Origin of the sequence: Kitasatospora sp. NPDC127067 (assembly GCF_042724755.1) — a bacterium.
In the GTDB taxonomy this organism is placed as follows: Bacteria; Actinomycetota; Actinomycetes; order Streptomycetales; family Streptomycetaceae; genus Kitasatospora; species Kitasatospora lactacystinica.
On record NZ_JBHXEM010000004.1, the window covers coordinates 90,120 to 116,040 of the forward strand.

At 70.6% G+C, this 25,921-nt stretch carries 21 protein-coding genes and 3 tRNA genes; 3 read left to right on the forward strand and 21 right to left on the reverse strand.

The genetic code is table 11. The annotated features are described in order from the left end of the window. Positions 1-35: 35 nt before the first annotated feature. From ACFWJ4_RS03075 to ACFWJ4_RS03135, 13 genes are all read right to left on the reverse strand, one after another. Positions 36-3,929 (reverse strand): DNA-directed RNA polymerase subunit beta', encoded by a 3,894-nt coding sequence (locus ACFWJ4_RS03075; protein WP_380538571.1) that lies wholly within the window; start codon positions 3,927-3,929, stop codon positions 36-38. 98 nt (positions 3,930-4,027) lie between these two features. Then, positions 4,028-7,504, reverse strand: a complete 3,477-nt coding sequence (gene rpoB, locus ACFWJ4_RS03080) for a DNA-directed RNA polymerase subunit beta (RefSeq protein ID WP_359897540.1) — start codon at positions 7,502-7,504, stop codon at positions 4,028-4,030. Between the two features lie 710 nt (positions 7,505-8,214). Then, the gene (gene rplL / locus ACFWJ4_RS03085; RefSeq protein ID WP_359823749.1) at positions 8,215-8,598 is read right to left on the reverse strand and encodes a 50S ribosomal protein L7/L12; all 384 of its coding nucleotides are present in this window, start codon (positions 8,596-8,598) and stop codon (positions 8,215-8,217) included. 91 nt (positions 8,599-8,689) lie between these two features. Continuing rightward, entirely contained in the window at positions 8,690-9,253 is a 564-nt protein-coding gene (gene rplJ, locus ACFWJ4_RS03090; protein WP_045693068.1) for a 50S ribosomal protein L10, read from the reverse strand. Positions 9,254-9,624: 371 nt separating this feature from the next. Further along, positions 9,625-10,503 (reverse strand): hypothetical protein, encoded by an 879-nt coding sequence (locus tag ACFWJ4_RS03095; RefSeq protein ID WP_380538573.1) that lies wholly within the window; start codon positions 10,501-10,503, stop codon positions 9,625-9,627. Positions 10,504-10,688: 185 nt separating this feature from the next. Then, positions 10,689-11,603 (reverse strand): hypothetical protein, encoded by a 915-nt coding sequence (locus ACFWJ4_RS03100; RefSeq protein ID WP_380538574.1) that lies wholly within the window; start codon positions 11,601-11,603, stop codon positions 10,689-10,691. A gap of 89 nt (positions 11,604-11,692) precedes the next feature. Beyond that, a complete protein-coding gene (locus tag ACFWJ4_RS03105; RefSeq protein ID WP_380538576.1) occupies positions 11,693-12,571 on the reverse strand; it encodes a hypothetical protein in 879 nt (292 codons plus the stop codon). Between the two features lie 123 nt (positions 12,572-12,694). Further along, the gene (locus ACFWJ4_RS03110) at positions 12,695-13,474 is read right to left on the reverse strand and encodes a hypothetical protein (RefSeq protein ID WP_380538578.1); all 780 of its coding nucleotides are present in this window, start codon (positions 13,472-13,474) and stop codon (positions 12,695-12,697) included. 96 nt (positions 13,475-13,570) lie between these two features. Further along, on the reverse strand, positions 13,571-14,293 hold the full coding sequence (gene rplA / locus ACFWJ4_RS03115; RefSeq protein WP_196951777.1) for a 50S ribosomal protein L1: 723 nt from the start codon (positions 14,291-14,293) through the stop codon (positions 13,571-13,573). Between the two features lie 103 nt (positions 14,294-14,396). Further along, positions 14,397-14,831: a 50S ribosomal protein L11 gene (gene rplK / locus ACFWJ4_RS03120; RefSeq protein ID WP_359897545.1), complete on the reverse strand. Its 435-nt coding sequence runs from the start codon at positions 14,829-14,831 to the stop codon at positions 14,397-14,399. 165 nt (positions 14,832-14,996) lie between these two features. Beyond that, complete coding sequence (nusG, locus tag ACFWJ4_RS03125; RefSeq protein WP_380357517.1) at positions 14,997-15,878, reverse strand: transcription termination/antitermination protein NusG; 882 nt, start codon at positions 15,876-15,878, stop codon at positions 14,997-14,999. 209 nt (positions 15,879-16,087) lie between these two features. Beyond that, complete coding sequence (gene secE, locus ACFWJ4_RS03130) at positions 16,088-16,411, reverse strand: preprotein translocase subunit SecE (RefSeq protein ID WP_359897547.1); 324 nt, start codon at positions 16,409-16,411, stop codon at positions 16,088-16,090. Between the two features lie 147 nt (positions 16,412-16,558). Beyond that, positions 16,559-16,631 (reverse strand) — tRNA-Trp (locus tag ACFWJ4_RS03135). A gap of 284 nt (positions 16,632-16,915) precedes the next feature. On the opposite strand from ACFWJ4_RS03135, the gene ACFWJ4_RS03140 reads away from it, so the two are divergent. Next, the gene (locus ACFWJ4_RS03140; RefSeq protein ID WP_359897548.1) at positions 16,916-18,163 is read left to right on the forward strand and encodes a pyridoxal phosphate-dependent aminotransferase; all 1,248 of its coding nucleotides are present in this window, start codon (positions 16,916-16,918) and stop codon (positions 18,161-18,163) included. Between the two features lie 126 nt (positions 18,164-18,289). After that, positions 18,290-19,354, forward strand: coding sequence for an adenosine deaminase (locus ACFWJ4_RS03145; RefSeq protein ID WP_380538580.1), 1,065 nt, complete (start codon positions 18,290-18,292; stop codon positions 19,352-19,354). Positions 19,355-19,366: 12 nt separating this feature from the next. Here ACFWJ4_RS03145 and ACFWJ4_RS03150 read toward each other — a convergent pair whose 3' ends face one another. The 8 genes from ACFWJ4_RS03150 to ACFWJ4_RS03185 form a co-directional block, all read right to left on the reverse strand. Further along, positions 19,367-20,416, reverse strand: a complete 1,050-nt coding sequence (locus ACFWJ4_RS03150; RefSeq protein WP_380538635.1) for a UDP-N-acetylmuramate dehydrogenase — start codon at positions 20,414-20,416, stop codon at positions 19,367-19,369. Positions 20,417-20,584: 168 nt separating this feature from the next. Next, entirely contained in the window at positions 20,585-22,033 is a 1,449-nt protein-coding gene (locus tag ACFWJ4_RS03155) for an MFS transporter (protein WP_380538582.1), read from the reverse strand. An 87-nt stretch (positions 22,034-22,120) separates the two neighbouring features. Then, entirely contained in the window at positions 22,121-22,693 is a 573-nt protein-coding gene (locus tag ACFWJ4_RS03160; RefSeq protein ID WP_380538584.1) for a TetR/AcrR family transcriptional regulator, read from the reverse strand. 107 nt (positions 22,694-22,800) lie between these two features. Next, a complete protein-coding gene (locus ACFWJ4_RS03165) occupies positions 22,801-23,223 on the reverse strand; it encodes a MaoC family dehydratase (RefSeq protein WP_359897552.1) in 423 nt (140 codons plus the stop codon). A 5-nt stretch (positions 23,224-23,228) separates the two neighbouring features. Beyond that, on the reverse strand, positions 23,229-23,687 hold the full coding sequence (locus ACFWJ4_RS03170) for a MaoC family dehydratase N-terminal domain-containing protein (protein WP_380538586.1): 459 nt from the start codon (positions 23,685-23,687) through the stop codon (positions 23,229-23,231). Between the two features lie 116 nt (positions 23,688-23,803). After that, positions 23,804-23,968: a 50S ribosomal protein L33 gene (gene rpmG / locus ACFWJ4_RS03175; RefSeq protein ID WP_006604855.1), complete on the reverse strand. Its 165-nt coding sequence runs from the start codon at positions 23,966-23,968 to the stop codon at positions 23,804-23,806. An 83-nt stretch (positions 23,969-24,051) separates the two neighbouring features. Beyond that, a tRNA-Met gene (locus tag ACFWJ4_RS03180) sits at positions 24,052-24,124 on the reverse strand. Positions 24,125-24,166: 42 nt separating this feature from the next. Next, positions 24,167-24,239, reverse strand: a tRNA-Thr gene (locus tag ACFWJ4_RS03185). Positions 24,240-24,517: 278 nt separating this feature from the next. On the opposite strand from ACFWJ4_RS03185, the gene ACFWJ4_RS03190 reads away from it, so the two are divergent. Further along, positions 24,518-25,786: a hydrolase gene (locus ACFWJ4_RS03190; RefSeq protein WP_359897554.1), complete on the forward strand. Its 1,269-nt coding sequence runs from the start codon at positions 24,518-24,520 to the stop codon at positions 25,784-25,786. Positions 25,787-25,921: the final 135 nt, after the last annotated feature.

The window sequence follows — 25,921 nt, forward strand, 5'->3', positions numbered from 1 at the left end:
GTGGGGTGACCGCCCTGCGATCGGTGCTGCGCGACTCAGCCGGTGTACGGGCCGTAGTCGTAGTCGTCCAGCGGAACCGCCTGGCCGGAGCCGGCGCCGAAGGGCGACAGGTCGTAGTCGTCGTAGCCGACGGCCGAGTACATCGCGGCCTTGGCCTCCTCGGTCGGCTCGACCCGGATGTTGCGGTAACGGGGCAGGCCCGTACCGGCCGGGATGAGCTTACCGAGGATGACGTTCTCCTTGAGACCCAGCAGCGGGTCCGACTTGGCGTGGATCGCCGCGTCGGTGAGGACCCGGGTCGTCTCCTGGAAGGAGGCGGCCGACAGCCAGGACTCGGTGGCCAGCGAGGCCTTGGTGATACCCATCAGCTGCGGACGGCCGGAGGCGGGGTGACCGCCCTCGGCGACGACGCGGCGGTTCTCCTGCTCGAAGCGGCCGCGCTCGACCAGCTCGCCGGGCAGCAGCTCGGCGTCGCCCGACTCGATGATCGTCACGCGGCGGAGCATCTGCCGGATGATGATCTCGATGTGCTTGTCGTGGATCGACACACCCTGCGAGTTGTAGACCTTCTGGACCTCGGCGACCAGGTGGACCTGGACGGCACGCTGGCCCATGATGCGCAGGACGTCGTGCGGGTTGGTGGCACCCATGGTCAGCTTCTGGCCGACCTCGACCGCCTCGCCCTCGCTGACGAGCAGCTTCACACGCTTCGAGACCGGGTAGGCGATCTCGTCGGTGCCGTCGTCCGGCGTGACGACCAGCTTGCGGGTCTTCTCGGTGTCCTCGATCCGGACCCGGCCCTGCGCCTCCGAGATCGGAGCCACACCCTTCGGGGTACGGGCCTCGAAGAGCTCGACGACACGCGGCAGACCCTGGGTGATGTCGTCACCGGCCACACCACCGGTGTGGAAGGTACGCATGGTCAGCTGGGTACCGGGCTCACCGATGGACTGGGCGGCGATGATGCCGACCGCCTCACCGATGTCGACCAGCTTGCCGGTGGCCAGCGAGCGCCCGTAGCACATGGCACAGGTGCCGACGGCCGACTCACAGGTCAGGATCGAGCGGGTCTTGACCTCGCCGATGCCGTGGCGGATCAGCTCGTCGATCAGGACGTCGCCGAGGTCGGTGTTGGCGGTGGCAAGGAGCTTGCCGTCCACCGTGATGTCCTCGGCGAGCATGCGGGCGTAGACGCTGGTCTCGACGTCGTCGGCCTTGCGCAGCACGCCGTCCGCACCCACGGAGCCGATCGCCAGCTTCAGGCCGCGCTCGGTGCCGCAGTCCTCCTCGCGAATGATGACGTCCTGGGAGACGTCGACCAGACGACGGGTGAGGTAACCGGAGTCGGCGGTACGGAGGGCGGTGTCGGCCAGACCCTTACGGGCACCGTGGGTGGAGATGAAGTACTCCAGCACGGACAGACCCTCACGGAACGACGCCTTGATGGGTCGCGGGATGGTCTCGTTCTTGGCGTTCGACACCAGACCACGCATACCGGCGATCTGGCGCATCTGCATCATGTTTCCACGAGCACCCGAGTCGACCATCATGAAGATGGGGTTCGTCTTCGGGAAGTTCTCGTTCATGGCCTCGGCGACCTCGTTGGTCGCCTGGGTCCAGATGCCGATGAGCTCCTGCTTGCGCTCGTCGTTGGTGATCAGGCCGCGCTCGTACTGACGCTGGACCTTCTCCGCCTTCGCCTCGTAGCCCTCGAGGATCTGGGGCTTGTTCGGCGGGACGACGACGTCGGAGATCGAGACGGTGACACCCGAGCGGGTCGACCAGTGGAAGCCGGACGCCTTCAGGTTGTCCAGGGTCGCCGCGACGACGACCTTGGGGTAGCGCTCCGCCAGGTCGTTGACGATCGCGGAGAGCTGCTTCTTGCCCACCTCGTAGTCGACGAACGGGTAGTCCTCGGGCAGCAGCTCGTTGAAGAGCGCGCGGCCCAGGGTGGTGGTCAGGCGGAAGGGCTCGCCGTCGAACCAGCTCGACTGGCCGTCCTCGTCCACCGGGGCGGTCCAGCCGCGCGGCGGGACGGTGCCGGCCGGCAGGCGCAGCTCGATCGGGGCCTGGACGTCCAGGTCGCGGGCGTCGAAGGCCATGATCGCCTCGGCGGTCGACGAGAAGGTGCGGCCGGCGCCCTTCACGTTGTCGCGGTCCGAGGTCAGGAAGAACAGACCGAGCACCATGTCCTGGGTCGGCATGGTGACGGGGCGACCGTCGGCCGGCTTCAGGATGTTGTTCGAGGACAGCATCAGGATGCGGGCCTCGGCCTGCGCCTCCGCGGAGAGCGGCAGGTGGACGGCCATCTGGTCACCGTCGAAGTCCGCGTTGAACGCGGTGCAGACGAGCGGGTGGATCTGGATGGCCTTGCCCTCGACCAGCTGCGGCTCGAAGGCCTGGATGCCGAGGCGGTGCAGGGTGGGCGCACGGTTCAGCAGGACCGGGTGCTCGGCGATGACCTCTTCGAGCACGTCCCACACGACCGGACGGGCGCGCTCGACCATGCGCTTGGCCGACTTGATGTTCTGCGCGTGGTTCAGGTCGACCAGGCGCTTCATCACGAACGGCTTGAAGAGCTCCAGCGCCATGGCCTTCGGCAGACCGCACTGGTGCAGCTTGAGCTGCGGGCCGACGACGATGACCGAACGGGCCGAGTAGTCGACTCGCTTGCCGAGCAGGTTCTGACGGAATCGACCCTGCTTGCCCTTCAGCATGTCGCTGAGGGACTTCAGCGGGCGGTTGCCGGGGCCCGTGACCGGGCGACCACGACGGCCGTTGTCGAACAGCGCGTCGACGGCCTCCTGGAGCATGCGCTTCTCGTTGTTCACGATGATCTCGGGGGCACCGAGGTCGAGAAGGCGCTTCAGGCGGTTGTTGCGGTTGATCACGCGGCGGTACAGGTCGTTCAGGTCGGAGGTCGCGAAGCGGCCACCGTCCAGCTGCACCATCGGACGCAGGTCCGGCGGGATGACCGGGACGCAGTCCAGCACCATGCCGTTGGGCTTGTTGGTGGTCTGCAGGAACGCGGAGACGACCTTGAGGCGCTTGAGCGCGCGGGTCTTCTTCTGGCCCTTGCCGGTGCGGATGATCTCGCGCAGGCGCTCGGACTCCTCCGCCAGGTCGAAGGTCTCCAGGCGGTCCTTGAGGGCCGCCGCGCCCATCGAGCCGGAGAAGTAGGTGCCGAAGCGGTCGCGCAGCTCGCGGTAGAGCAGCTCGTCGCCCTCGAGGTCCTGGACCTTGAGGTTCTTGAAGCGGGCCCACACCTCGTCGAGGCGGTCGAGCTCGCGCTGCGCGCGGTCGCGCAGCTGCTTCATCTCGCGCTCGGCGCCCTCGCGCACCTTGCGGCGCACGTCGGCCTTGGCGCCCTCGGCCTCCAGCTCGGCCAGGTCGGTCTCGGCCTTCTTGGCGCGGGCCTCGAGGTCCGAGTCGCGGCGGTTCTCGATCTGCTGGCGCTCGACCGAGACGTGCGCCTCCAGGGACGGCAGGTCGCGCTGACGGCGCTCGTCGTCCACCCAGGTGATCATGTAGGCGGCGAAGTAGATGACCTTCTCGAGGTCCTTCGGCGCCAGGTCGAGCAGGTAGCCCAGGCGGGAAGGCACGCCCTTGAAGTACCAGATGTGGGTGACCGGGGCGGCCAGCTCGATGTGGCCCATCCGCTCGCGGCGCACCTTGGCGCGGGTCACCTCGACGCCGCAGCGCTCGCAGATGATGCCCTTGAAGCGGACGCGCTTGTACTTACCGCAGTAGCACTCCCAGTCCCGGGTGGGGCCGAAGATCTTCTCGCAGAAGAGCCCGTCCTTTTCCGGCTTCAGGGTGCGGTAGTTGATGGTCTCCGGCTTCTTGACCTCGCCGTGCGACCACTGGCGGATGTCGTCGGCGGTGGCCAGGCCGATGCGGAGCTCGTCGAAGAAGTTGACGTCAAGCACTGGTCGTCAAGCCCTCTTTCGTAAGTCGAGAGTCGTTCATGTGGTCTGAGGGGGGCCTGGGGGCGGGCCGGCCGCTGCTGCGGCCGGCCCGGCCTCCGTCAGACCTCTTCGACGCTGCTCGGCTCGCGCCGGGACAGGTCGATGCCGAGCTCCTCGGCGGCGCGGAACACGTCCTCGTCGGAGTCCCGCATCTCGATGGACTGGCCGTCCGAGGACAGCACCTCCACGTTGAGGCAGAGCGACTGCATTTCCTTGATGAGAACCTTGAAGGACTCGGGAATGCCGGGCTCGGGGATGTTCTCGCCCTTGACGATGGCCTCGTAGACCTTGACTCGGCCGAGGACGTCGTCGGACTTGATGGTGAGGAGCTCCTGGAGCGCGTAGGCCGCGCCGTACGCCTCGAGGGCCCACACCTCCATCTCACCGAAGCGCTGACCACCGAACTGCGCCTTACCACCGAGCGGCTGCTGGGTGATCATCGAGTACGGACCGGTCGAACGGGCGTGCAGCTTGTCGTCGACCAGGTGGTGCAGCTTGAGGATGTACATGTAGCCGACCGAGACCGGCATCGGGAACGGCTCGCCGGAGCGGCCGTCGAACAGTCGGGCCTTGCCGGTGGAGTTCACCAGGCGCTCACCGTCACGGGTGAGGGTGGTGTTGTCCAGCAGGCCGGTGATCTCGTCCTCGCGGGCGCCGTCGAAGACCGGGGTGGCGAGGTTGGTGCCGCCCTCGACGGTGTCGGCGCCGATCGCCTGCAGGCGCTGGGCCCACTCGTCGGCCAGCCCGGAGACGTCCCAGCCCTGCTTGGCGAGCCACCCGAGGTGGATCTCCAGAACCTGTCCCGGGTTCATTCGGGACGGGACACCCAGCGGGTTGAGGATGATGTCGACCGGGGTGCCGTCCTCCAGGAACGGCATGTCCTCGACCGGCAGGATCTTCGAGATGACGCCCTTGTTGCCGTGACGGCCGGCGAGCTTGTCACCGTTGGTGATCTTGCGCTTCTGGGCCACGTAGACGCGGACCAGCTGGTTGACGCCCGGGGGCAGCTCGTCGCCCTCTTCGCGGTCGAAGACGCGGACGCCGATGACCTTGCCGGACTCACCGTGCGGGACCTTCAGCGAGGTGTCGCGGACCTCACGGGCCTTCTCACCGAAGATCGCGCGGAGCAGGCGCTCCTCCGGGGTCAGCTCGGTCTCGCCCTTGGGCGTGACCTTGCCGACCAGGATGTCGCCGGTGACGACGTCGGCGCCGATGCGGATGATGCCGCGCTCGTCGAGGTCCGCGAGGACCTCCTCGGAGACGTTCGGGATGTCCCGGGTGATCTCCTCGGGGCCGAGCTTGGTGTCACGGGCGTCGACCTCGTGCTCCTCGATGTGGATCGAGGAGAGGACGTCGTCCTGCACGAGGCGCTGCGACAGGATGATCGCGTCCTCGTAGTTGTGACCCTCCCACGACATGAACGCCACGAGCAGGTTCTTGCCGAGGGCCATCTCGCCCTCGTCGGTGCACGGGCCGTCGGCCAGCACCTGGTTGACCTCGACCCGGGCGCCCTCGTCCACGAGCACCTTCTGGTTGAAGGCGGTGCCCTGGTTCGAGCGGGTGAACTTGGCGGCGCGGTACGTGGTGTACGTGCCGTCGTCGTTGGCCACGGTGACGTAGTCGGCCGAGACCTCCTGGACGACACCGGCCTTCTCGGCGGTGATGACGTCCGCGGCGTCGACGGCGCAGCGGTACTCCATGCCGGTACCGACCAGCGGAGCCTCGCTCTTCAGCAGCGGCACCGCCTGGCGCATCATGTTCGAGCCCATGAGCGCGCGGTTGGCGTCGTCGTGCTCGAGGAACGGGATCATGGCGGTCGCGACCGACACCATCTGGCGCGGCGAGACGTCCATGTAGTCGATCTCGGTGCCCGGGATGTAGTCGATCTCGCCGCCACGGCGGCGGACCAGGACACGCGGCTCGGCGAAGTGCAGGTCCGCGGTCAGCGGCGCGTTCGCCTGGGCGATGACGTAGCGGTCCTCCTCGTCGGCGGTCAGGTAGTCGACCTGCTCCGTGACGACACCCTCGATGACCTTGCGGTACGGGGTCTCGATGAAGCCGAACGCGTTGACCCGGCCGTACGAGGCGAGCGAGCCGATCAGACCGATGTTCGGGCCTTCGGGGGTCTCGATCGGACACATGCGGCCGTAGTGCGAGGGGTGCACGTCACGGACCTCGAAGCCGGCCCGCTCACGGGACAGACCACCGGGGCCCAGCGCGGACAGACGACGCTTGTGGGTCAGGCCCGACAGCGGGTTCGTCTGGTCCATGAACTGCGACAGCTGGCTGGTGCCGAAGAACTCCTTGATGGAGGCGACGACCGGCCGGATGTTGATCAGGGTCTGCGGCGTGATCGCCTCGACGTCCTGGGTGGTCATGCGCTCGCGCACGACGCGCTCCATACGGGCGAGACCCGTACGGACCTGGTTCTGGATGAGCTCGCCGACGTTGCGCAGGCGACGGTTGCCGAAGTGGTCGATGTCGTCGACCTCGACCACGATGTCGCGGCCTTCGTCGTCACGCCACTCGGTCTCGCCCGCGTGCAGCTTCACCAGGTACTTGATCGCACCGATGATGTCGGGCTCGGTGAGCACGCCGGAGTCCAGCGACTCGGCGTTGCCCAGCTTGCGGTTGACCTTGTAACGGCCGACCTTCGCGAGGTCGTAGCGCTTCGGGTTGAAGTACAGGTTCTCCAGAAGCGTCTGCGCGGCCTCGCGCGTGGGCGGCTCGCCCGGACGCAGCTTGCGGTAGATGTCCAGCAGCGCGTCGTCCTGGCCCTGGGTGTGGTCCTTCTCCAGGGTGGCGCGCATCGACTCGTACTCGCCGAACTCCTCGAGAATCATCTCGTTGGTCCAGCCGAGCGCCTTGAGCAGCACGGTGACGGACTGCTTGCGCTTGCGGTCGATGCGGACGCCGACCATGTCGCGCTTGTCGATCTCCATCTCCAGCCAGGCACCACGCGAGGGGATGACCTTGCAGGAGTAGATGTCCTTGTCGGACACCTTGTCCAGGGTGGAGTCGAAGTACACACCCGGGGAGCGGACGAGCTGCGACACGACGACACGCTCGGTGCCGTTGATCACGAACGTGCCCTTGTGGGTCATGAGCGGGAAGTCGCCCATGAAGACCGTCTGAGACTTGATCTCACCGGTCTCGTTGTTGGTGAACTCGGCCGTGACGAAGAGCGGGGCCGCGAACGTGAAGTCGCGGTCCTTGCACTCGTCAATGGAGTTCTTCGGCGGCTCGAAACGGTGGTCGCGGAAGGTCAGCGACATCGACCCGCTGAAGTCCTCGATCGGGGAGATCTCCTCGAAGATCTCCTCCAGACCGGACTTCGTGGGGACGTCCTGACCACTCTCCAGGGCCGCCTCGACCCGGGACTTCCAGGCCGCGTTGCCGAGCAGCCAGTCAAAGCTCTCGGTCTGCAGGGCCAGGAGGTTCGGGACCTCGAGGGGCTCCTTGATCTTCGCGAACGAGACGCGGAGCGGGGCGGTGGATGCGGCGGAATTGTTCGAGGCGTTGCGCGGCGCGGCCAAGAGGGGGGTCCTTCCGAGGGCTCGGAGCTCACTACGCGCGTACCAGCCGGGCCTGCTTGGGCTTGGTGCCGCCTCCCTCGCCACTGGCCTCCGCCGGGGTCGAAACCCCAGGTCAGAGCCGCTTTGCGGAGGCGGTGCCAGACCCCATCAGGGCAACGCAAACTCCGGGCGACGAGTCACGGAGAAGCTAACAGGCAGCGCAAAGGGACAGTGTAGCCAATGGCGACACTGCTGTCCAGCTCTGATTCGGAGACCGAATCGGAGACTCCTCCCGGTAGCCGGCGGGCGCGGGCGCCCACCGGGTACTGCTCTAACTCACGTGGAGTCATTTCCCGCCGGAGCCACTGGTTATGCATCCAGTGGCGAACCAACCCGGCGGACTCGCGCCTTGAGAATCGCGCGCCGCGCCAGGTTCGTCAAGGGCCCGCCGGCGGCGCGGGCCTCGACCTGTCTATCGATCCGGAGCCCCCCGGCGTTACAGAAGCCGTGGTGGCGCCGCCCTCGACGACGTTGATCACCATACCCCCCGGCACCGACGGTGCCGAGTGGGCCGTCGGCCACGCCGGCGGGCCGTACCGGCCGGTCGGGGGAACGGGACCGGGGGCGGCCCCGGCGGGGCCCGGGCCCGGCCCGGAAACGCGAAAAAGCCGGGCCGACCACCCGCAAGGGTGATCGGCCCGGCCCTACGCCCCCTCAGAGGGGGCGCGAGATCACTTGACGGTGACCTTGGCGCCGGCGCCCTCGAGGGCAGCCTTGGCCTTCTCGGCAACGTCCTTGGCAACCTTCTCCAGGACCTTGGCACCAGCGGTGTCAACGAGGTCCTTGGCCTCCTTCAGGCCGAGGGAGGTCAGGGTGCGCACCTCCTTGATGACCTGGATCTTCTTGTCGCCAGCGGCCTCGAGGATGACGTCGAACTCGTCCTGCTCCTCAGCGGCCTCGGCGGCCGGGCCGGCAACGCCGGCGGCGGCAACGGCGACCGGCGCGGCGGCGGTGACGTCGAACTTCTCCTCGAAGGCCTTCACGAAGGCGGCCAGCTCGATGAGGGTGAGCTCCTCGAACTGCGCGAGCAGCTCGTCCTGGGACAGCTTCGCCATGATGGCGTCCTTCCACTAAATCGGCAGGTTGGTGCCGGATGTACGGGTGGGGCGGGCGTACGGGCCCGCAGCGAGGCGTGAGCCTGCCGAATTACTCGGCGGCGGCGTCCTCGGCGGCGGGAGCCGGCGTACCGGCACCGCCCTGCTCGACCTTGTCGCGCAGCGCGTCCACAGTGCGGACGAGCTTCGACGGCAGGGCCTGGAAGAGCGCGGCAGCCTGGGACTGCTTGGCCTTCAGGGCACCCGCCAGCTTGGCGAGCAGCACCTCGCGGGACTCGAGGTCCGCGAGCTTCTTGATCTCATCGGCGGACAGCGCCTTACCGTCAAGGACACCGCCCTTGATGATGAGAGCGGGGTTCTCCTTGGCGAAGTCACGCAGAGCCTTCGCCGACTCCACCGGGTCACCGGTGACGAAGGCGACAGCCGTCGGACCGTTGAACAGGTCGTCGAGCTCCGTGATCCCGACCTCATTGGCCGCGATCTTGGTCAGCGTGTTCTTCACCACGGCGTACTCGGCGTTGTCGCCGAGCGAGCGACGCAGGGTCTTGACCTGCTTCACCGAGAGACCGCGGTACTCGGTCAGCAGCGCCGCAGAGGAGCCACGGAACTTGTCCGTGATCTCGGCGACGGCGGCAGCCTTGTCGGGCCTGGCCATAGGCTTACGCCTCCTTCCGTGATGTCGAATTCGGGCCGACCGCGAAAGTCGACCTAGGTCGCCGTGGACCGACCGGACGGAAGGAAAGCCCTTGCAGAAATGCAATGAGCCCCGGTGCGCAGGGGCACGGGGCTCGGAACGACCTCGACGGACCTCCACGCGAACGCGGGACCCGGAAGTCGAAGCTCCAGACGCACCTGCGCGGGCTGCCTGCGACGAAGCGCAGATCCTTCGGTCACCTGCTCCCTGACGGGCGCGGCGACAACCAGCGGTCTTTGGCTTCGGCCAGCGTAGCCGGAGCCCTCCGCGAGGTGCAAATCGCCCTCGGGCGGTGAGGGCCCGGGCCCTCCCGGAGCATCCCGGGCGCCCGCTCAGCGGGCCAGCGGGGAGACCGTCCGGACGCCGGTGTCCGCGGTGTCCGTCTCGGCCGGCGCCTGCGCCGAGAGCAGCGCGCCGGCGAGGTCGGTGTAGAGCACCGAGTCGTCCGCCCGCCCGCTGTCCCCGCTGCCGGTGCGCTGGAGCCGGACCAGCTGGTCCTTGTCGTTGAGCCAGAGGTCCAGGGTGAGGGAGATCGAGCCGCCGGGCGCGAGCGCGGCCCGCAGGCCGTCCCGGCGGGACTGGGTCAGCTGGGTCTGGGCGGCTGCGTACTTCTCGGCGGTGGTGGTGACCCGGTAGTGCTCGACGGTGGAGTCCTCGAACTTCTCCTCGCCGACGAAGACCGGGTCCGTCCCCTCGGCGTTGGCCGCGGTCAGCGCCTCGACCGGGTTCAGCAGGTCGATCAGCCCGGCGTACGGGATCTCCTTGTGGCCGTCCGCGTCCGGCGGGACGGTGAAGCGCTCCCAGTGCCGGCCGCCCTGCCGGGCCGCGGTGGCCGCGTCCCCGCCCTGGTAGGCGACGGTGTCCACGACGATCAGCTGCTCGGCCTCGGCCGGGGTGGAGCGCTTGATCTGGAGCGCGGTCTTGGGCTGCCAGAACAGCGGGCCGGACCCGGCGTCCGAACCGAGCCGGTAGCTGACCTTGGCCCGGCGGGCGGTCTGCATGGCCAGCTGGGCGGAGAGCAGCACCCCGTGCGGCGAGCGGTCGGTGGGCTTGGCCTGCGCGCTCGGGGAGGCGGTGGAGAGCGGGGCGCCGACCGGGCTCGGGCTGCCGGACGGCGTGGCGGGCGCGCCGCCGTCCCCGCCGCACCCGCTCAGCCCGCTCGCCAGCAGGGCGACGGCGGCCACTGCCGCCAACCGCTGCCGTGCCGCCATCGCCCGTTCCCCTCTCGCCCGGCCCCGTCCCGCGGCGGCCCCGTCCCGGCCACCTTGCCACCCGTCCCCGGTCCGCCCGGTGGCGGCCCCCTCCGCCGGGCGGATCCACCGGGTCGGCCCAGCCGGGCCCGGGGCCGGGGAGGCGGGGACCGGCTGCCGGTGCCCCGCCTCCCCGGCCGCGCGGATCAGCTGCCGGCCGCGGCCTTCTGGAGGTCGGCGAGGTCGATGAAGTCCGCCGGGGTGGAGGCGATCACCGGGGTGCCGTAGTCCGAGTAGCTGACGGTGACGTTCAGCGCGCCGGCCTTGGTCTCGGCCACCTCGCTCCGCTTGACCACGAGCTTGTCGGCGTCGACCCAGACGTCGATCTGGTCGGTGGTGATGCCGGCCGTGTCCAGGTTCTGCTTGATCTTGTCGACCTGCGCCTGGGTCATGCCCTGGCCGGTGGCCTTGACCACGTCGGCCGCGCTGAGCACACCGGAGTAGTGGGTGGTGGCCTTGCCGTTCACCGTCTCCTGGCCGACCTCGGTGACCTTGCCGCTGGCGATCAGCGTCCGGACGCCCTGCACCGGGTCCGCGCTCTGCAGCTGGTCGGTCGTGCCGCCGGACGCCTTGGCCATGTCGGCCTTGCTGTAGCGCACCCACTTCGGGCTGCCGCTCTCCACCAGTTGCCCGCCCAGGCCCATGTACATGGCGTCCTTGGCGTACAGGTAGTGCACCTTCGGCCCGCCGGTCAGCGGCTCCAGGAGCTTGGCCATCGGGGAGCCCGACAGGTCCATCGTGAGGTCGGCCTCCAGGCCGTCGGCCCAGGACACCGCCCCCTGGCCCTTCATGACGACCTCGCCGACCTGGATCACCTCGTCGACCTTCGCCGACTTGGCCGCGCCGGTCTTCTGGGTGACCTGCTCCAGGAAGACCGCCGGGCTGACCTTCTCCGGCTTCGCGGCGGTGGTCGGGGCGGCGGCCGACGGGGCGGCCGAGGTGGCCGCCGTGGTCGGCGCGGCCGGGGCGGCACTCTTGTCGTCGTTGTTGTTGCACGCGGTCGCGGTCAGCGCCAGGGCGGCGAGGACGACGGCGACTGCGGTCTTGCGGGTTCCAGCCATGATTCCCCCCTTGAGGACCCCCGGACGCGTGGTGCGCCCGGGGTGGTAGCCGGTTGTTGCGGGTGGGCCCGGTGTCCGGTCCGGCCGGATCAGCCGAGCAGCTTGAGCAGGTCGGCCTCGTTGCCGAGGTCGCCGGCGGCCGGCGCCGCGATCGCGGCGGCCTTGCCGAGGTTGGAGTACTTGATCGTGACGGCCTGCTTCTCGCCGTTGGTGTCGCCGTACTCCTTGTACTGGACGAGCTCCTGGTTGCCGTTCAGCCAGAAGTCGATGGTGAGGGTCTTGCCGTCCTCCTCCAGCGTCTTCTGGACGGCCGTGCGCTGGCCCGCCGAGAGCGCCGTCATCCCGGCCACCAGCGCGGCGGTGTCCTGCTCCGCCCGCAGGTGGGTGGTCTGGACGCCGTCCACGGCCTCCTGGCCGACCTTGGAGAGCTTGCCGCTCTGGGCCGCGACGGTGAGCAGGACGACCGGGTTCGTCATCTGGCCGACCGCCCGGAAGCTGTCGCCCGTCGCGTCGGCGGGCATCTTGACCCAGTGCTTGCCGCCGAGGGCCGGTGCGACGTCGTCGCCGCCGCCGAGGTAGGCGTCCGTTCCGAGCACCCGGATCCGGAGCTTCTTGCCCTCGATGTCGCTGGCCAGGTCCACGGCCGCCTTGGCCGGGTCCTTCCAGTCCGCGTCGCCGGTGCCGGCGGGGTCGGTGGGATCGGCCGGGATCATGGTGACCTTGCCGTTGCCGGCCTTCTGCATCACCACGGCGGACGCGGCCAGCGCGGCCTTCGGGTCCGCGGCCAGGGCCGCCGCGAGCGGGTCGGCGCCCTTGGCGTCGGCGCTCTTGGCGTCACCGGGCTTGGCCTCACCGGTCTTGGTGCCGCCCTTGGCGTCGCCGCTCTTGGCGTCACTGCCGCAGGCGGTCGCGGCACCGAGCAGGACGGCCGCCGTCGCGACGGCCGAGGCGAGGCGCAGAGCGCGCATGGAGGTACCCCCGTGAGATCCAGATCCCCATGGAAGAACCGATCGTCAGCTCTTCTCATGTTCTTTTCATGCGGACTCTAACGGATCGTCGATGTCCCCACGCACCGGATATCCGCCTCCCCGTCACCCGCCCGCGGCGGGCGTCGCGTCCGCCGCCCCGGGAGCCGAGACATCGGTCGTCGTCACCGTGGTTCCCGCGTCCCCCCGGACCGTCTCGCGCAGCCGCAGCAGCTGCATGCCGGGCCCGACCCAGATGTCGTAGCCGATCGCCGTCACCCCGTGCTGCCGGTACCAGTCCAGCGTGGCGGCGCGCCGTCGCGGGCTCAACTCGTCGTCCTTGCCGAACAGTTCAGCCACCGGCGCGGAGCCCTGGTAGTGCGCCACGGTCACCCCGGCCAGCTGCTCGCCGCCGAGCGAGGTGAGCTTGACGCCCTGGGCGACCTCGTACGCCCGGCCGCCCGGGCTGGAGATCAGCGCCGTCGTCCAGCCGCCCGCGAAGCCCTCCGGGTCGGGGCCCGCCCCGGGGTCGACCGACTCGGCGGTGCTCCGCTCCGCGTGCCTGGCCGCGCCGTCCTGGTAGACGAGGTCGAGGGCGCCGTCCTTCACGGTCAGCCGGCCGCTGCCGCGTTCGTCGGTGACGGTCAGTCCGGCCTCGTCCGAGGCGCCCCAGACCAGGGAGCCGCTCGCGGTGCGCCGGCCGCCCGGGCCCTCCCGCACCACGTCGATCCGGGCACTGCCGGCGTCGTCCAGCGCCTGCGCGGCGGTGAGCACCACCTGCTTGGGCGGCACCGGCGCGGGGCCCCCGGGGGTGCCGGTGGTCGGAGCGGCCAGCAGGCTGCACCCGGTGGTGGTGGCGAGCAGCAGGGCCGCTGCGAGAACGGTGGGGCGAGGGGCGGGCGGCACGGCACACTCCGGCGGTCACAGGTGCTCCATGTGGTCTGACCGGCAGAGCGTACGACGGTTCGGCCCGCCGTACGGACTGCTCTAGAGCGCTGAGGCTCAGACCGCGGCCGGGTCCTCCTCGACGAGGAGGTTGCGGGTGCGGTTCGGGTCCACCTGGATGCCGGGGCCCATGGTGGTCGAGATCGCGGTCTTCTTGATGTAGCGGCCCTTGGCGGCGGACGGCTTGGCGCGGAGCACCTCGTCCAGCGCGGCGGCGTAGTTCTCGACCAGCTGCTCGTCGGTGAAGGAGGCCTTACCGATGATGAAGTGCAGGTTCGAGTGCTTGTCGACGCGGAACTCGATCTTGCCGCCCTTGATCTCGTTGACCGCCTTGGCGACGTCCGGAGTCACGGTGCCGGTCTTCGGGTTCGGCATCAGGCCACGGGGACCGAGCACGCGGCCGAGGCGGCCGACCTTGCCCATGAGGTCCGGGGTGGCGACGACGGCGTCGAAGTCGAGGCGGCCCTTGGCGACCTCGTCGATGAGCTCGTCGGAACCGACGATGTCGGCACCCGCAGCACGCGCGGCCTCGGCACGCTCGCCGGTCGCGAAGACCAGGACCCGAGCGGTCTTACCGGTGCCGTGCGGGAGGATCACGGTGCTGCGGACCATCTGGTCGGCCTTGCGCGGGTCGACACCCAGACGCATGGCGACCTCGACGGTGCCGTCGAACTTGGTGGTGCTGGTCGCCTTGGCGAGGCGGACGGCCTCGAGGGGGGCGTAAAGGCGCTCGCGGTCGACCTGGGCGTCCGCGGCCTTCAGGGCCTTGCTGCGCTTCATAGCTGCTCCTGAATGGTGAATGGAGGTGTGGTGTCACGGGCCTGCGCGGGCCCTACCACAAGAACCGGCTGAATCAACTTTCCCCTGGCGGGAAGGGAGATTCTCAGCCCTCGACGGTGATGCCCATCGACCGGGCGGTGCCGGCGATGATCTTCTCCGCGGCGTCCAGGTCGTTGGCGTTCAGGTCGGGCATCTTGGTGGTGGCGATCTCACGGACCTGGGCGCTGGTGAGCTTGGCGACCTTGGTCTTGTGCGGCTCGCTGGAGCCCTTGTCCACACCGGCGGCCTTCAGGATGAGGCGCGCGGCCGGCGGCGTCTTCGTGATGAAGGTGAAGGAACGGTCCTCGTAGACCGTGATCTCCACCGGCACGATCATGCCGCGCTGCGACTCGGTCGCAGCGTTGTAGGCCTTGCAGAACTCCATGATGTTGACGCCGTGCTGACCCAGCGCGGGGCCGACCGGCGGCGCCGGGTTGGCCGCACCGGCGTTGATCTGGAGCTTGATAAGCCCCGTGATCTTCTTCTTCTTGGGAGGCATGTCTCTCCGGGTCCTTCCGAGAGGTGATTGCTGGTGCGTGCGGAACCGGGGCGACACCCGGCCGCCAGCACACACATCGGACCAGGCTAACGCGTCGGCGCCGCTGGACCAAAACGGATTCGGGGCAGGGCCCTCGGCCCCGCCCCGAATCCGAAGACCGTGGGACTAGTTCTTCTGGATCTGGTCGAAGGAGAGCTCGACCGGGGTCTCCCGGCCGAAGATCTCGACCAGGCCCTTGACCTTCTTCGAGTCCGGGTTGATCTCGTTGATGGTCGCCTGGAGGGTCGCGAACGGACCGTCGGTGACGGTGACCGAGTCGCCGACCTCGAAGTCCAGCACCTGGATCTCGCTCGGCTTGATCGGCGACGGCTTGCCCGCCTCCTTGGCGGCCTGGCGCTCGACGTCGGGGGCGAGCATCTTGACGACCTCGTCCAGGGTCAGCGGGTACGGGTCGTAGGCGTTGCCGACGAAGCCGGTGACACCCGGGGTGTTGCGCACGACGCCCCAGGACTCCGGGGTGAGGTCCATGCGCACCAGGACGTAGCCGGGGAGCTTGTTCTGGCGGATGGTCTTGCGGTCGCCGTTCTTGATCTGGACGACCTCCTCCTGCGGCACCTCGGCCTGGAAGATGTACTCCTCGACGTTCAGCGAGACGGCGCGCTGCTCCAGGTTCTGCTTCACCCGGTTCTCGTAGCCGGCGTAGGTGTGGATCACGTACCACTCGCCCGGCATGAAGCGCAGGTCCTCGCGGAACTTGGCGACCGGGTCGACCTCGTCGGCCGGCTCCTCCTCGACGGTCTCCTCGGCGGCGAGCTCGGCGTCGAGTTCGGCCTCGCCCTCCACGTGCAGCGCGGCCTCCTCGGCGGGCTCGCCGGCCTCGGCCTCGTCGTACGCCTCGACCTCGTCCTCGTCGCTGTCCGCGGCGTCCACGATCTGCTCGGCGGACTCGACGTCGTCAGCCAGCTCGGTCGCGTCCGGCGCGGCGGCGACATCCGCATCCGCCTCGCGGACGGTCTCGTCGGCGTCGTACAGGGGGGACTCAGACACGGTGGCGGCTTCTTTCCTGGAGATGGTGAAGGTGGCGCGCTCCTCGACCGGTCCGGCGTACGGCCGCTCGCGCGGGCGCCAGGCGAGGTCTCGGAGACTTCAACAGTACCGAGTCCACGGTAACCGCGCGTACGTCCGGCACCGACAGCTCGACCCGGGCCGAGGATTCGGCCCGGGTCGGGAAGCTGTTCGAAAGGTGAGGCGGCCGGTCAGCCGAAGACCAGGAGGCTCAGCTTGGAGAAGCCGTAGTCCAGGCCGGCCACGAAGGCCATCACGACGACGACGAAGGTGACCACGACGGCGGTGTAGCTGGTGAGCTCGCCGCGGGTGGGCCAGACGACCTTGCGCAGCTCGGCGATGATCTGGCGGTAGAACAGGCCCATCCTGGCGAACAGGCCCTTCTTGGCCCGCTTGCCGGACTTCTTCTGCTTGCCGGACTTGTTCTCGCCCTCGGCCGTGTTCTCGGCAACGCCATCGGCACCCTCGGGGTTGCCGCTCTCAGGCGTTGCGGTGGAGCCCGTGGTCTCCGTCACTCGTCCTCACCTGAATCCGGGTCCTGCCGAGCTTCGCCGCGCTCCCGGTGGGGCACGGCCAGTCGGCTAGCGGTGCTGATCGGTGCCATCTCCGCATCAAGCCCGCTCACTCCTGTGGAGCGAACGGGCTGAAAACGGATCTAGCAGCAGGGCAAGAGGGACTCGAACCCCCAACCGCCGGTTTTGGAGACCGGTGCTCTACCAATTGAGCTATTGCCCTACGGTGCCTCGCGGCTCCGGTGGCGACCAACCTACCGCATCTCCCCCCGCTGTCTGTACAGGCGGTGAAAGCTCCGGTTTTTCTCGGCGGGCCGTCGAGCAGCGAGTGTACGTGGTCGAGGGGTGTTTGGTCGAACCTCTTCTTCCGGACCGGCCGGTCACCCGGCGGACGTCCGGTCCGGCGGGGCGCCCGCCGACGGATCGCCGGGGCCGCGATTCGGACGGGAACGTACGGATGCCGATACCCCGATGCCCGGTAGGTCCGGGTTCTGCGACGATGCAGGCATGAGCGCTTCCACCCCTCAGCCCGACCAGTCCATCCGCCCCGCCGACCGCCGGGTCTCCGCCCGGATCGGTGCGATCGCCGAGTCCGCGACCCTCGCCGTGGACGCCAAGGCCAAGGCCCTCAAGGCCGCCGGCCGCCCGGTCATCGGCTTCGGCGCCGGTGAGCCCGACTTCCCCACCCCGGACTACATCGTCGAGGCGGCCGTCGAGGCCTGCCGCGACCCGAAGAACCACCGGTACACCCCGGCGGGTGGCCTGCCCGAGCTGAAGACCGCGATCGCCGCCAAGACGCTGCGCGACTCCGGCTACCAGGTGGACGCCTCCCAGGTGCTGGTCACCAACGGTGGCAAGCAGGCGATCTACGAGGCCTTCGCGGCGATCCTGGACCCGGGCGACGAGGTCATCATCCCGGCCCCGTACTGGACCACCTACCCGGAGTCGGTGCAGCTGGCCGGCGGTGTCCCGGTGGAGGTCGTCTCCGACGAGACCACCGGCTACAAGGTCTCGGTCGAGCAGCTGGAGGCCGCGCGCACCGAGAACACCAAGGTCGTGCTGTTCGTCTCGCCGTCCAACCCGACCGGCGCGGTGTACACCGAGGCCGAGGCCGAGGCGATCGGCCGCTGGGCGCTGGAGCACGGCCTGTGGGTGCTCACCGACGAGATCTACGAGCACCTGGTGTACGGCGACGCCACCTTCACCTCGCTGCCGGCCCTGCTGCCCGAGCTGGCCGACAAGTGCGTCGTGGTCAACGGTGTCGCCAAGACCTACGCGATGACCGGCTGGCGGGTGGGCTGGGTGATCGGCCCCAAGGACGTCATCAAGGCCGCGACCAACCTCCAGTCGCACGCCACCTCGAACGTCTCCAACGTCGCCCAGCGCGCCGCCCTGGCCGCCGTGGCCGGCGACCTGGACGCGGTCTCCGAGATGCGCGAGGCCTTCGACCGCCGCCGCAAGACCATCGTGCGGATGCTCAACGAGATCGACGGCGTGTTCTGCCCCGAGCCCGAGGGCGCCTTCTACGCCTACCCGTCGGTGAAGGGCCTGCTGGGCAAGGAGATCCGCGGCAAGCGCCCGCAGACCTCCGGCGAGCTGGCCACCCTGATCCTGGACGAGGCCGAGGTCGCGGTCGTCCCGGGCGAGGCCTTCGGCACCCCCGGCTACCTGCGGCTCTCCTACGCGCTCGGCGACGCCGACCTGGTCGAGGGCGTCAGCCGGGTGCAGAAGCTGCTCGGCGAGGCCCGCGACTGACGCGCTTCGAGCACTGACGTCAATCCGACATACGGGATTCACCCGGCACGCCGCCTCCTTTCACCCCTTCGGGGGATGGAAAGGAGGCGGTTCCCGTTCGGGGGCCGCATACGGCAGTATCGGTGAATGGAACGCCTGTTGAACCCGCGAGACGTCAGGGGCCTCCCGAAGGCCCACCTGCACCTGCACTTCACCGGCTCGATGCGGCCCGCCACCCTCCTGGAGCTGGCCGACAAGCACGGCGTCCGGCTGCCGGAGGCACTCAGCTCCGGCGAGCCGCCCCGGCTGCGGGCCACCGACGAGCGGGGCTGGTTCCGCTTCCAGCGGCTGTACGACACCGCCCGCTCGGTGCTGCGGGACGAGGAGGACATCCGCCGGCTGGTCCTGGAGACCGCCGAGGACGAGCGGCGGGACGGCTCCCGCTGGCTGGAGATCCAGGTCGACCCGACCTCGTACGCGCCCCGGCTGGGCGGGCTGATCCCCGCGCTGGAGCTGATCCTGGACGCGGTGGAGCACGCCGCCGCGACGACCGGCGTGGGCATCCGGGTCCTGGTCGCGGCCAACCGGATGAAGTCCCCGATGGACGCCCGGACGCTGGCCCGGCTGGCCGTCCGCTACGCCGACCACGGGGTGGTCGGCTTCGGCCTCTCCAACGACGAGCGCCGGGGCCTGGCCCGGGACTTCGACCGGGCCTTCGCGATCGCCCGCAACGGCGGGCTGCTGGCGGCCCCGCACGGCGGCGAGCTCTCCGGCCCGGAGTCCGTCCGGGACTGCCTGGACGACCTGGGCGCCGGCCGGATCGGCCACGGCGTGCGCGCCGCCGAGGACCCGAGGCTGATGGAGCGGCTGGCGGACCGACAGGTCACCTGCGAGGTCTGCCCGTCCTCCAACGTCTCGCTCGGCGTCTACGAGCACCCCGAGGAGGTCCCGCTGCGCCGGCTCTTCGACGCCGGGGTGCCGCTCGCGCTGGGCGCGGACGACCCGCTGCTGTTCGGCAGCCGACTGGCCGCCCAGTACGAGCTGGTCCGGGACGTGCTGGGCTTCTCCGACGCCGAACTCGCCGAGCTGGCGCGGCAGTCGGTGCGCGGTTCGGTCGCGCCGGAGGCCGTCCGCAAGGAGCTGCTGGCGGACATCGACGCCTGGCTGGCGGGCGGCCGCGCCCCCGCGGAGCCGGCCGCCGTACCCGCCTGACGAGGCGCCACCTCAGAGCTCGACGCCCACCATCACCGGCTCGTTCACCAGTTCCACCCCGAAGGCCTCGCGGACCCCGTCCCGGATCTCCCGGGCCAGCGCCAGCAGGTCCTCGGCGGTGGCCGAGCCGCGGTTGGTGAGCGCCAGGGTGTGCTTGGTGGAGAGCGTCGCCGGGCCGCTGCCGTAGCCCTTGCCGAAGCCGGACCGGTCGATCAGCCAGGCTGCCGAGGTCTTGGTGCGGCCCTCCGGGGCCGGGTAGGCGGGGGCGTCCTCGGCGCCCGGGCGGGTGCGGAAGGAGTCGTACTGCGCGGCCGTGAGTACCGGGTTGGTGAAGAAGGAGCCGGCCGACCAGGTGTCGTGGTCCGCCGGGTCCAGCACCATGCCCTTGCCGGCGCGCAGCAGCAGCACCGCGTTCCAGGCGGTGCCGACCGCCACCCGCTCGCCCTGCTCGACGCCCAGGTGCCGGGCGGTCTCGGCGTAGCGGACGGGGGTGGAGAGGCCGCCGTTGTCCTCCAGGCGGAACCGCACCCGCAGCACCACGTAGCGCTCCGGCTCGGCCTTGAAGCGGCTGTGCCGGTAGGAGAACGCGCACTCGGCGTTCGAGAGCACGACCACCTCGTCGGCGGCGCGGTCGTACGCGACCACCTCGGTGACCGACTGCGCGACCTCCTGGCCGTAGGCGCCCACGTTCTGCACCGGGGTGGCACCCGCCGAACCGGGGATGCCGGCCAGGAACTCGATGCCCGCCAGCTCGTGGTCCACGACGGTCCGGCGGACCACCTCGGACCAGGTCTCGCCGGCCGCGACCTCCAGCGCGGTGCCGTCCAGGGCGAAGCCCTCGGTGGCGATCCGCAGCACGGTGCCGGGGAAGCCGGCGTCGCCGATCACCAGGTTGGAGCCGCCGCCGAGGACCAGCAGCGGCTCGCCGGCCGCGTCGGCCTCGCGGACGGCGGCGATCACCTCGTCATCGGTGTGGGCGGTCACCAGGCGGCGGGCCGGGCCACCGAGCCGGAGCGTGGTCAGCGGGGCGAGGGGGGCGTCGTTTTCTACCAGCACGCCCACCAGCGTACGGGTGGCGGGGGTGCCCCCCGGCACGCCCGCCACCCGTACTCCCGCCGCCCGTACGCCGCTCGCCCGTACTCCCGCCGCCGCCCGTACGCCGCTCGCCCGTACTCCCGCCGCCGTCCGTACTCCCGCTCGCCCGTACGCCGCTCGCCCGGGGCCGGCGCCTCAGACCCCCGCGGGCACGGCCGGCTTCCCGGCCCGCTCCTCCCGCGACCCCGCGGCCGCCGCCGCGCGCCGCCGGGGGATGAACACCGCGGCGAGCGCGCCGAGCCCGACGGCGGCCCCGCCGACGTACAGCGCGGGCACCAGCCCGTCCGTGAAGGCCTGCGTCGACTGGTAGCCGCCCCGCGCCGAGAACACCGCGGCGAGCACGGCGACCCCGAGCGCCCCGCCGACCTCGCGCAGCGCGTTGTTGGCGCCGGAGGCGATCCCCTGCTCCTGCGGCCGGACGCTGGCCATCACCAGCTGGGCGGTCGGGCCGAAGTACAGCGACATGCCGATCCCGCAGATCACGATGGCCGGGATCTGGGCGGGGTAGTCGAGGCCGGTGCTCCCGTCCGCGACCAGGCCGAACAGCACCAGGCCCACGGCCTGCAGGGCCAGCCCGGCGACCACGATCGGGCGGCCGCCGATCCGGTCGGAGACGATGCCCGCGACCGGGGAGACCAGAAGCGGCATCGCCGTCCACGGCAGCATCCGGATGCCCGACTCCTGCGGGCTGAAGCCGCCGACGCCCTGGAGGTACTGGCTGATCAGGAAGATCGAGCCGAACATCCCCAGGTACATCAGCAGGCTGGCCGCGTTGACGGCGGAGAAGGCCCGGCTGCGGAACAGCCGCATCGGCAGCATCGGATGGGCGGCCACCCGCTGCTCGTACCAGACGAAGGCGGTCAGCAGCAGGACGCCGGCGACCAGGGCGCCGAGGACCAGCGGGCTGGTCCAGCCGTCCGGGTTGCCGCGGATCAGGCCGAGGACGACCCCGAACATCCCCAGGCTGACCAGCAGGGTCCCGGGCACGTCCAGGGCCCGGCCCGCGCCCCGGCTCTCGCCGAGCCGCAGGTAGGCCAGCGGCAGCAGGACGAGGCCGACCGGGACGTTCACCCAGAAGATCCACTGCCAGGAGAAGTGCTCGGTCAGCGAGCCGCCGATCAGCGGCCCGGCGGCGACGGCGAGGCCGCTGACGCCCGACCAGATGCCGAAGGCCATCCCCCGCCTGGCCGCGGGCACGGCGGTGGTGAGCAGGGTCAGGGTGAGCGGCATCATCGCCGCGGCCCCGACGCCCTGGACGGCCCGGGCGGCGATCAGGTCGCCGATGCCCGGGGACATCGCCGCCGCGGCGGAGCCTGCGGTGAAGACCGTCAGGCCGACCAGGAAGATCCGTCGGCGGCCGAAGCGGTCGCCGAGCGCGGCGCCGAACATCAGCAGCACGGCGAAGCTCAGGGTGTAGGCGCTGACCGTCCATTCGAGGTCGGACAGCCCGCCGCCGAGTTCCTCGCGGATCGACGGCAGTGCGGTGGTGACCACCAGGTTGTCCAGGGCGGCCATGAAGCTGGCCGCGCTGACGATCACCAGCGTCCAGATCGCGGTTCTGCCCATGGTCGGTTTCTCCGTCATGACTCCCCCAGTTTCCTCTAGGTAGTTATTGCTCAATAACTTTCGTGGGCCGAAAAAAGGCCGCACGGACACCGCCGTGCGGCCCGGCTACTCGGGCTCCTCGGGCTCCTCGCACCCGTCGAAGCCGCTCCACATCCGGTGGTCCGGCGGATAGCCCAGCGCCACCATCGTGTTGATCAGCATCCCGTACGCGAAGAACTGCGTGGCGCCCTTCATGTCGCCGCCGATCCGGATCCTGACCCGGTCGAACAGGTTCTCCCACAGCCGTCGGGCGGTCTCGCCGACCTCCTCCTCGCCGGCCGCCCGGGCCGCGAAGACCGAGACGTAGAGCTGCATCTGCATCATGAGCTGGTCGCGGTCCTCGACCAGGCTCATGTACGCGGCGGACATCGCGTCGGCGGCCTCCTCGCCGGACAGCCCGGCCGAGGCCTCGTCGAACACCCGCCAGGTCTCCTCGACGCAGCGCTCGGCAGCCGCGGCGAAGATCGCCTGCTTGCCCGGGAACAGCCGGAACAGGTACGGCTGCGAGACGCCCACCCGGCGGGCGATCGCCTCGGTGGAGGTGCCGTGGTACCCACCCCGGGCGAACTCGATCAGGGCGGCCCGGACGACGCTCTCGCGCCGCTCCTCCGCGCTCATCCGGATGCTCGACTTCGCCATGAGTTCCAAGTTAGTGGCCAATCACTATCAAGGCAAGGCCCGCGGCCGCGGCCGGAGATCCCGTGAGTACGGGGCTCCGGCCGCGGCCGCCGTCGCGAGGGGGCGGCTCAGCCGAGCCGGACCACGGCCCGGGACATCCCGAGCACCTTCTGACCGCCCGCGGTGGCCAGCAGGTCGACCTGCACCCTGCGGTCGTCCAGCTTCTTGGCGACCTTGGCCGAGACCTCGACCACCGCGCCGACCCCGTCGTTCGGCACCGGCACCGGGCGGGTGAAGCGCACGCCGTACTCGACCACCGCGGCCGGGTCGCCGACCCAGTCGGTGACCACCCGGATCGCCTCGGCCATGGTGAACATGCCGTGCGCGATGACGTCCGGCAGGCCGACCTCCAGGGCGAACCTCTCGTTCCAGTGGATCGGGTTGAAATCGCCCGAGGCGCCCGCGTACCGCACCAGTGTGTCGCGGGTCACCGGGAAGGACTGCGCCGGCAGCTCGGTGCCGACCTCGACCTCGTCGTAGCTGATCGCCATCGTGCTCACTCCCCCGCCTCGTCGGCGGCCCGGGCCACCAGGGTCATGACCGACGTCACAACGTGCTCGCCGGTCGCGTCCGTCACCTCGCCGCGCACGGTGAGCACGTCGTTGCCCGCCAGCGACTTGATGTTGTCGATGGTCACCGTGACCGACAGCCGGTCACCGGCCCGCACCGGGCGGGTGTAGGCGAACTTCTGGTCGCCGTGCACCACCCGGCTGAAGTCCAGGCCCAGCTCCGGATCCTCGACCACCTGGCCGGCCGCACGGTAGGTGATCACGAACGGGAAGGTCGGCGGGGCGATCACGTCGGGGTGGCCCAGCTCCTTCGCCGCCTCCGGGTCGGTGTACGCCGGGTTGGCGTCGCCGACCGCGGTCGCGAACTCGCGGATCTTCTCCCGGCCGACCTCGTACGGCTCGGTGGGCGGGTAACTACGCCCGATGAAGGAGGGGTCGAGCGCCATGGCAGCTCCTCGGAACGCGGGTGGATACGAAAAAACTCCGGGCCGCACCCCCTGTGAGGGATGCGGCCCGGAGTAGAAGACCTGAATTCACACAGGCCCGTCGCCCTACTTCAGGGTCAGCGGGTCTCGCGGTGCGCGGTGTGCGAGTTGCAGCGGGGGCAGTGCTTCTTCATCTCAAGACGGTCCGGGTCATTACGCCGGTTCTTCTTGGTGATGTAGTTCCGCTCCTTGCACTCCACGCAGGCCAGCGTGATCTTCGGGCGGACGTCGGTGGCAGCCACGGGAGTGCCTTCCTTGGACAACGAATAAGAACACAACAAGAGTAGCCGACCGGGAGTGCGATCTCCCGACCGACTACGCGGGGTAGCGGTGACCGGACTTGAACCGGTGACACAGCGATTATGAGCCGCTTGCTCTACCAACTGAGCTACACCGCCACAGTGATCCACAGCACAGCCGAGGCTGACTGCTTCTCACCGAGCCCCCATGCGGAATCGAACCGCAGACCTTCTCCTTACCATGGAGACGCTCTACCGACTGAGCTATAGGGGCGAACGAGGAAGAGATTACACGTTTCGCGCCCGGAGGTGAAATCCGTATCCCGCGGCGAAGACCGCAGGTGGGTGAGGGGTACGGGCGGACGATCCAAGGCCGGGCGTTCGATCGGGCCGCGAGCGCCGCGGCCCGACCCGATACGACTATTGCCCGCCTCCCGGCGCCCCGCCCCCCGGGCCCATAGGCTCGACGCTCATTGATCGGGAGGACCGCCCGGCGGTACGGGCCGGCGGCCCGGGGCCGACCGCACGGGCCGACGCGAGAAGGAGCCGGCGATGGACAGCGCAGCCGCCGACGGGCCGCACTCCGGACCCGGCCCGGCGGCCAACCCGCTCGGGCACGGACCGGTCCTGCTCCTCACCGGCGCCCGGCTGGCCGACGGGCGGGTGGTGGACGTCCGGATCAGCGGCGACCGGATCCAGGCGGTCGGCACCGTCGGCAGCCTCGGCCCACTGCCCGCCCTGCCCGGCGCGCCCACCGTCACCACCGGCGCCCGGATCGACCTGCGCGGCTACCTGCTGCTCCCGGCCCCCGCCGAGGCGCACGCCCACTACGACACCGCGTTCTCCGCCGCGCTGGCCGCCCCGCCGCCGGACACCCCGGCCGACCTCACCCGCCGGGTCACCGAGGCCGCGCTGACCTCGCTCGGCTACGGCGCCACCGCCCAGCGCACCCACGTCCGGATCGGCGACGTGCACGGACTGCGCCGGCTGGAGGCGGTGCTCACCGCCCGGCAGGCGCTGCGCGGGCTGGCCGAGCTCCAGGCGGTGGCGATGCCCCGGCTGCTCACCGGGCGGGCCGGCGCGGACGGCCGGGCGCAGCTGCGCGAGGCGCTCAAGCTGGGCGCCACCGCGGCCGGCGGCTGCCCGGACCTGGATCCGGACCCGGCCGGGTACGTGCAGCTGCTGCTGGAGGCCGCCCGGGAGGCGGACTGTCCGGTGGACCTGCACACCGGTGCCGCCGACGCCGCCCAACTCGCCCGGATGGCGGGCGCGTTGGCGCCGCTGCGGCCGCGGGTGACGCTCGGCCCGTGCGGGGCGCTGGCCCGGGGCGGGTCGACGGTGCTGGCGACCAGCGGGATCCGGGTCGTCTGCCTGCCGCAGAACGGCGGCTGCACCGGGCTGGAGGGCCGGACGACGGGCCTGCGGCCGGGCCTGGTGCGGGAGTTGGCCGCCGCCCGGGTGCCGCTGGCGGCGGGCAGCGGGGCGCTGCGCGACCCGTCCAACCCGGTCGGCCGGGCGGATCCGCTGGAGTCGGCGTACCTGCTGTCGGCCGGTGGGGAGCTGGACCCGGCGGCGGCGTACGACGCGGTGGCGAACCAGGCCCGGGCGGCGCTCGGGCTGGCCCCGGTCCGGGTGGACGCCGGGTTCCCGGCGGAGCTGTTGGCGGTGCGCGGGGACAGCCTGGCCGGGGCGCTCGCGGGCGGGCACAGCCGGCTGGTGGTGCACAGCGGCCGGGTGGTCAGCCGGACCAGCGCGGTCCGGGAGTTCGCGGACACGGTGGCGCTGGCGCTGCCCCGGCAGTCCGGGGCCGCGGACGGCTGATCCGGGGGACGGACCCGGCCCTGACGACAGATGGGGGCGGGCGTGGGGTGTGGGGCGCCCCGCGCGCCCCAGCGGGCCCTGGCGGGGCGGGAGGCCGTCCGGGCCCGGGGCGGCCCCCCCCCGTCCCGGGCCGCC

Excerpts from the sequence above, each read along its gene's own strand:
- rplL (WP_359823749.1), bottom strand. The coding sequence starts at position 8,598 with ATGGCGAAGCTGTCCCAGGACGAGCTGCTCGCGCAGTTCGAGGAGCTC.
- rplJ (WP_045693068.1), bottom strand. The coding sequence starts at position 9,253 with ATGGCCAGGCCCGACAAGGCTGCCGCCGTCGCCGAGATCACGGACAAG.
- ACFWJ4_RS03095 (WP_380538573.1), bottom strand. The coding sequence starts at position 10,503 with ATGGCGGCACGGCAGCGGTTGGCGGCAGTGGCCGCCGTCGCCCTGCTG.
- ACFWJ4_RS03100 (WP_380538574.1), bottom strand. The coding sequence starts at position 11,603 with ATGGCTGGAACCCGCAAGACCGCAGTCGCCGTCGTCCTCGCCGCCCTG.
- ACFWJ4_RS03105 (WP_380538576.1), bottom strand. The coding sequence starts at position 12,571 with ATGCGCGCTCTGCGCCTCGCCTCGGCCGTCGCGACGGCGGCCGTCCTG.
- rplA (WP_196951777.1), bottom strand. The coding sequence starts at position 14,293 with ATGAAGCGCAGCAAGGCCCTGAAGGCCGCGGACGCCCAGGTCGACCGC.
- rplK (WP_359897545.1), bottom strand. The coding sequence starts at position 14,831 with ATGCCTCCCAAGAAGAAGAAGATCACGGGGCTTATCAAGCTCCAGATC.
- ACFWJ4_RS03140 (WP_359897548.1), top strand. The coding sequence starts at position 16,916 with ATGAGCGCTTCCACCCCTCAGCCCGACCAGTCCATCCGCCCCGCCGAC.
- ACFWJ4_RS03145 (WP_380538580.1), top strand. The coding sequence starts at position 18,290 with ATGGAACGCCTGTTGAACCCGCGAGACGTCAGGGGCCTCCCGAAGGCC.
- ACFWJ4_RS03155 (WP_380538582.1), bottom strand. The coding sequence starts at position 22,033 with ATGACGGAGAAACCGACCATGGGCAGAACCGCGATCTGGACGCTGGTG.
- ACFWJ4_RS03160 (WP_380538584.1), bottom strand. The coding sequence starts at position 22,693 with ATGGCGAAGTCGAGCATCCGGATGAGCGCGGAGGAGCGGCGCGAGAGC.
- ACFWJ4_RS03165 (WP_359897552.1), bottom strand. The coding sequence starts at position 23,223 with ATGGCGATCAGCTACGACGAGGTCGAGGTCGGCACCGAGCTGCCGGCG.
- ACFWJ4_RS03170 (WP_380538586.1), bottom strand. The coding sequence starts at position 23,687 with ATGGCGCTCGACCCCTCCTTCATCGGGCGTAGTTACCCGCCCACCGAG.
- ACFWJ4_RS03190 (WP_359897554.1), top strand. The coding sequence starts at position 24,518 with ATGGACAGCGCAGCCGCCGACGGGCCGCACTCCGGACCCGGCCCGGCG.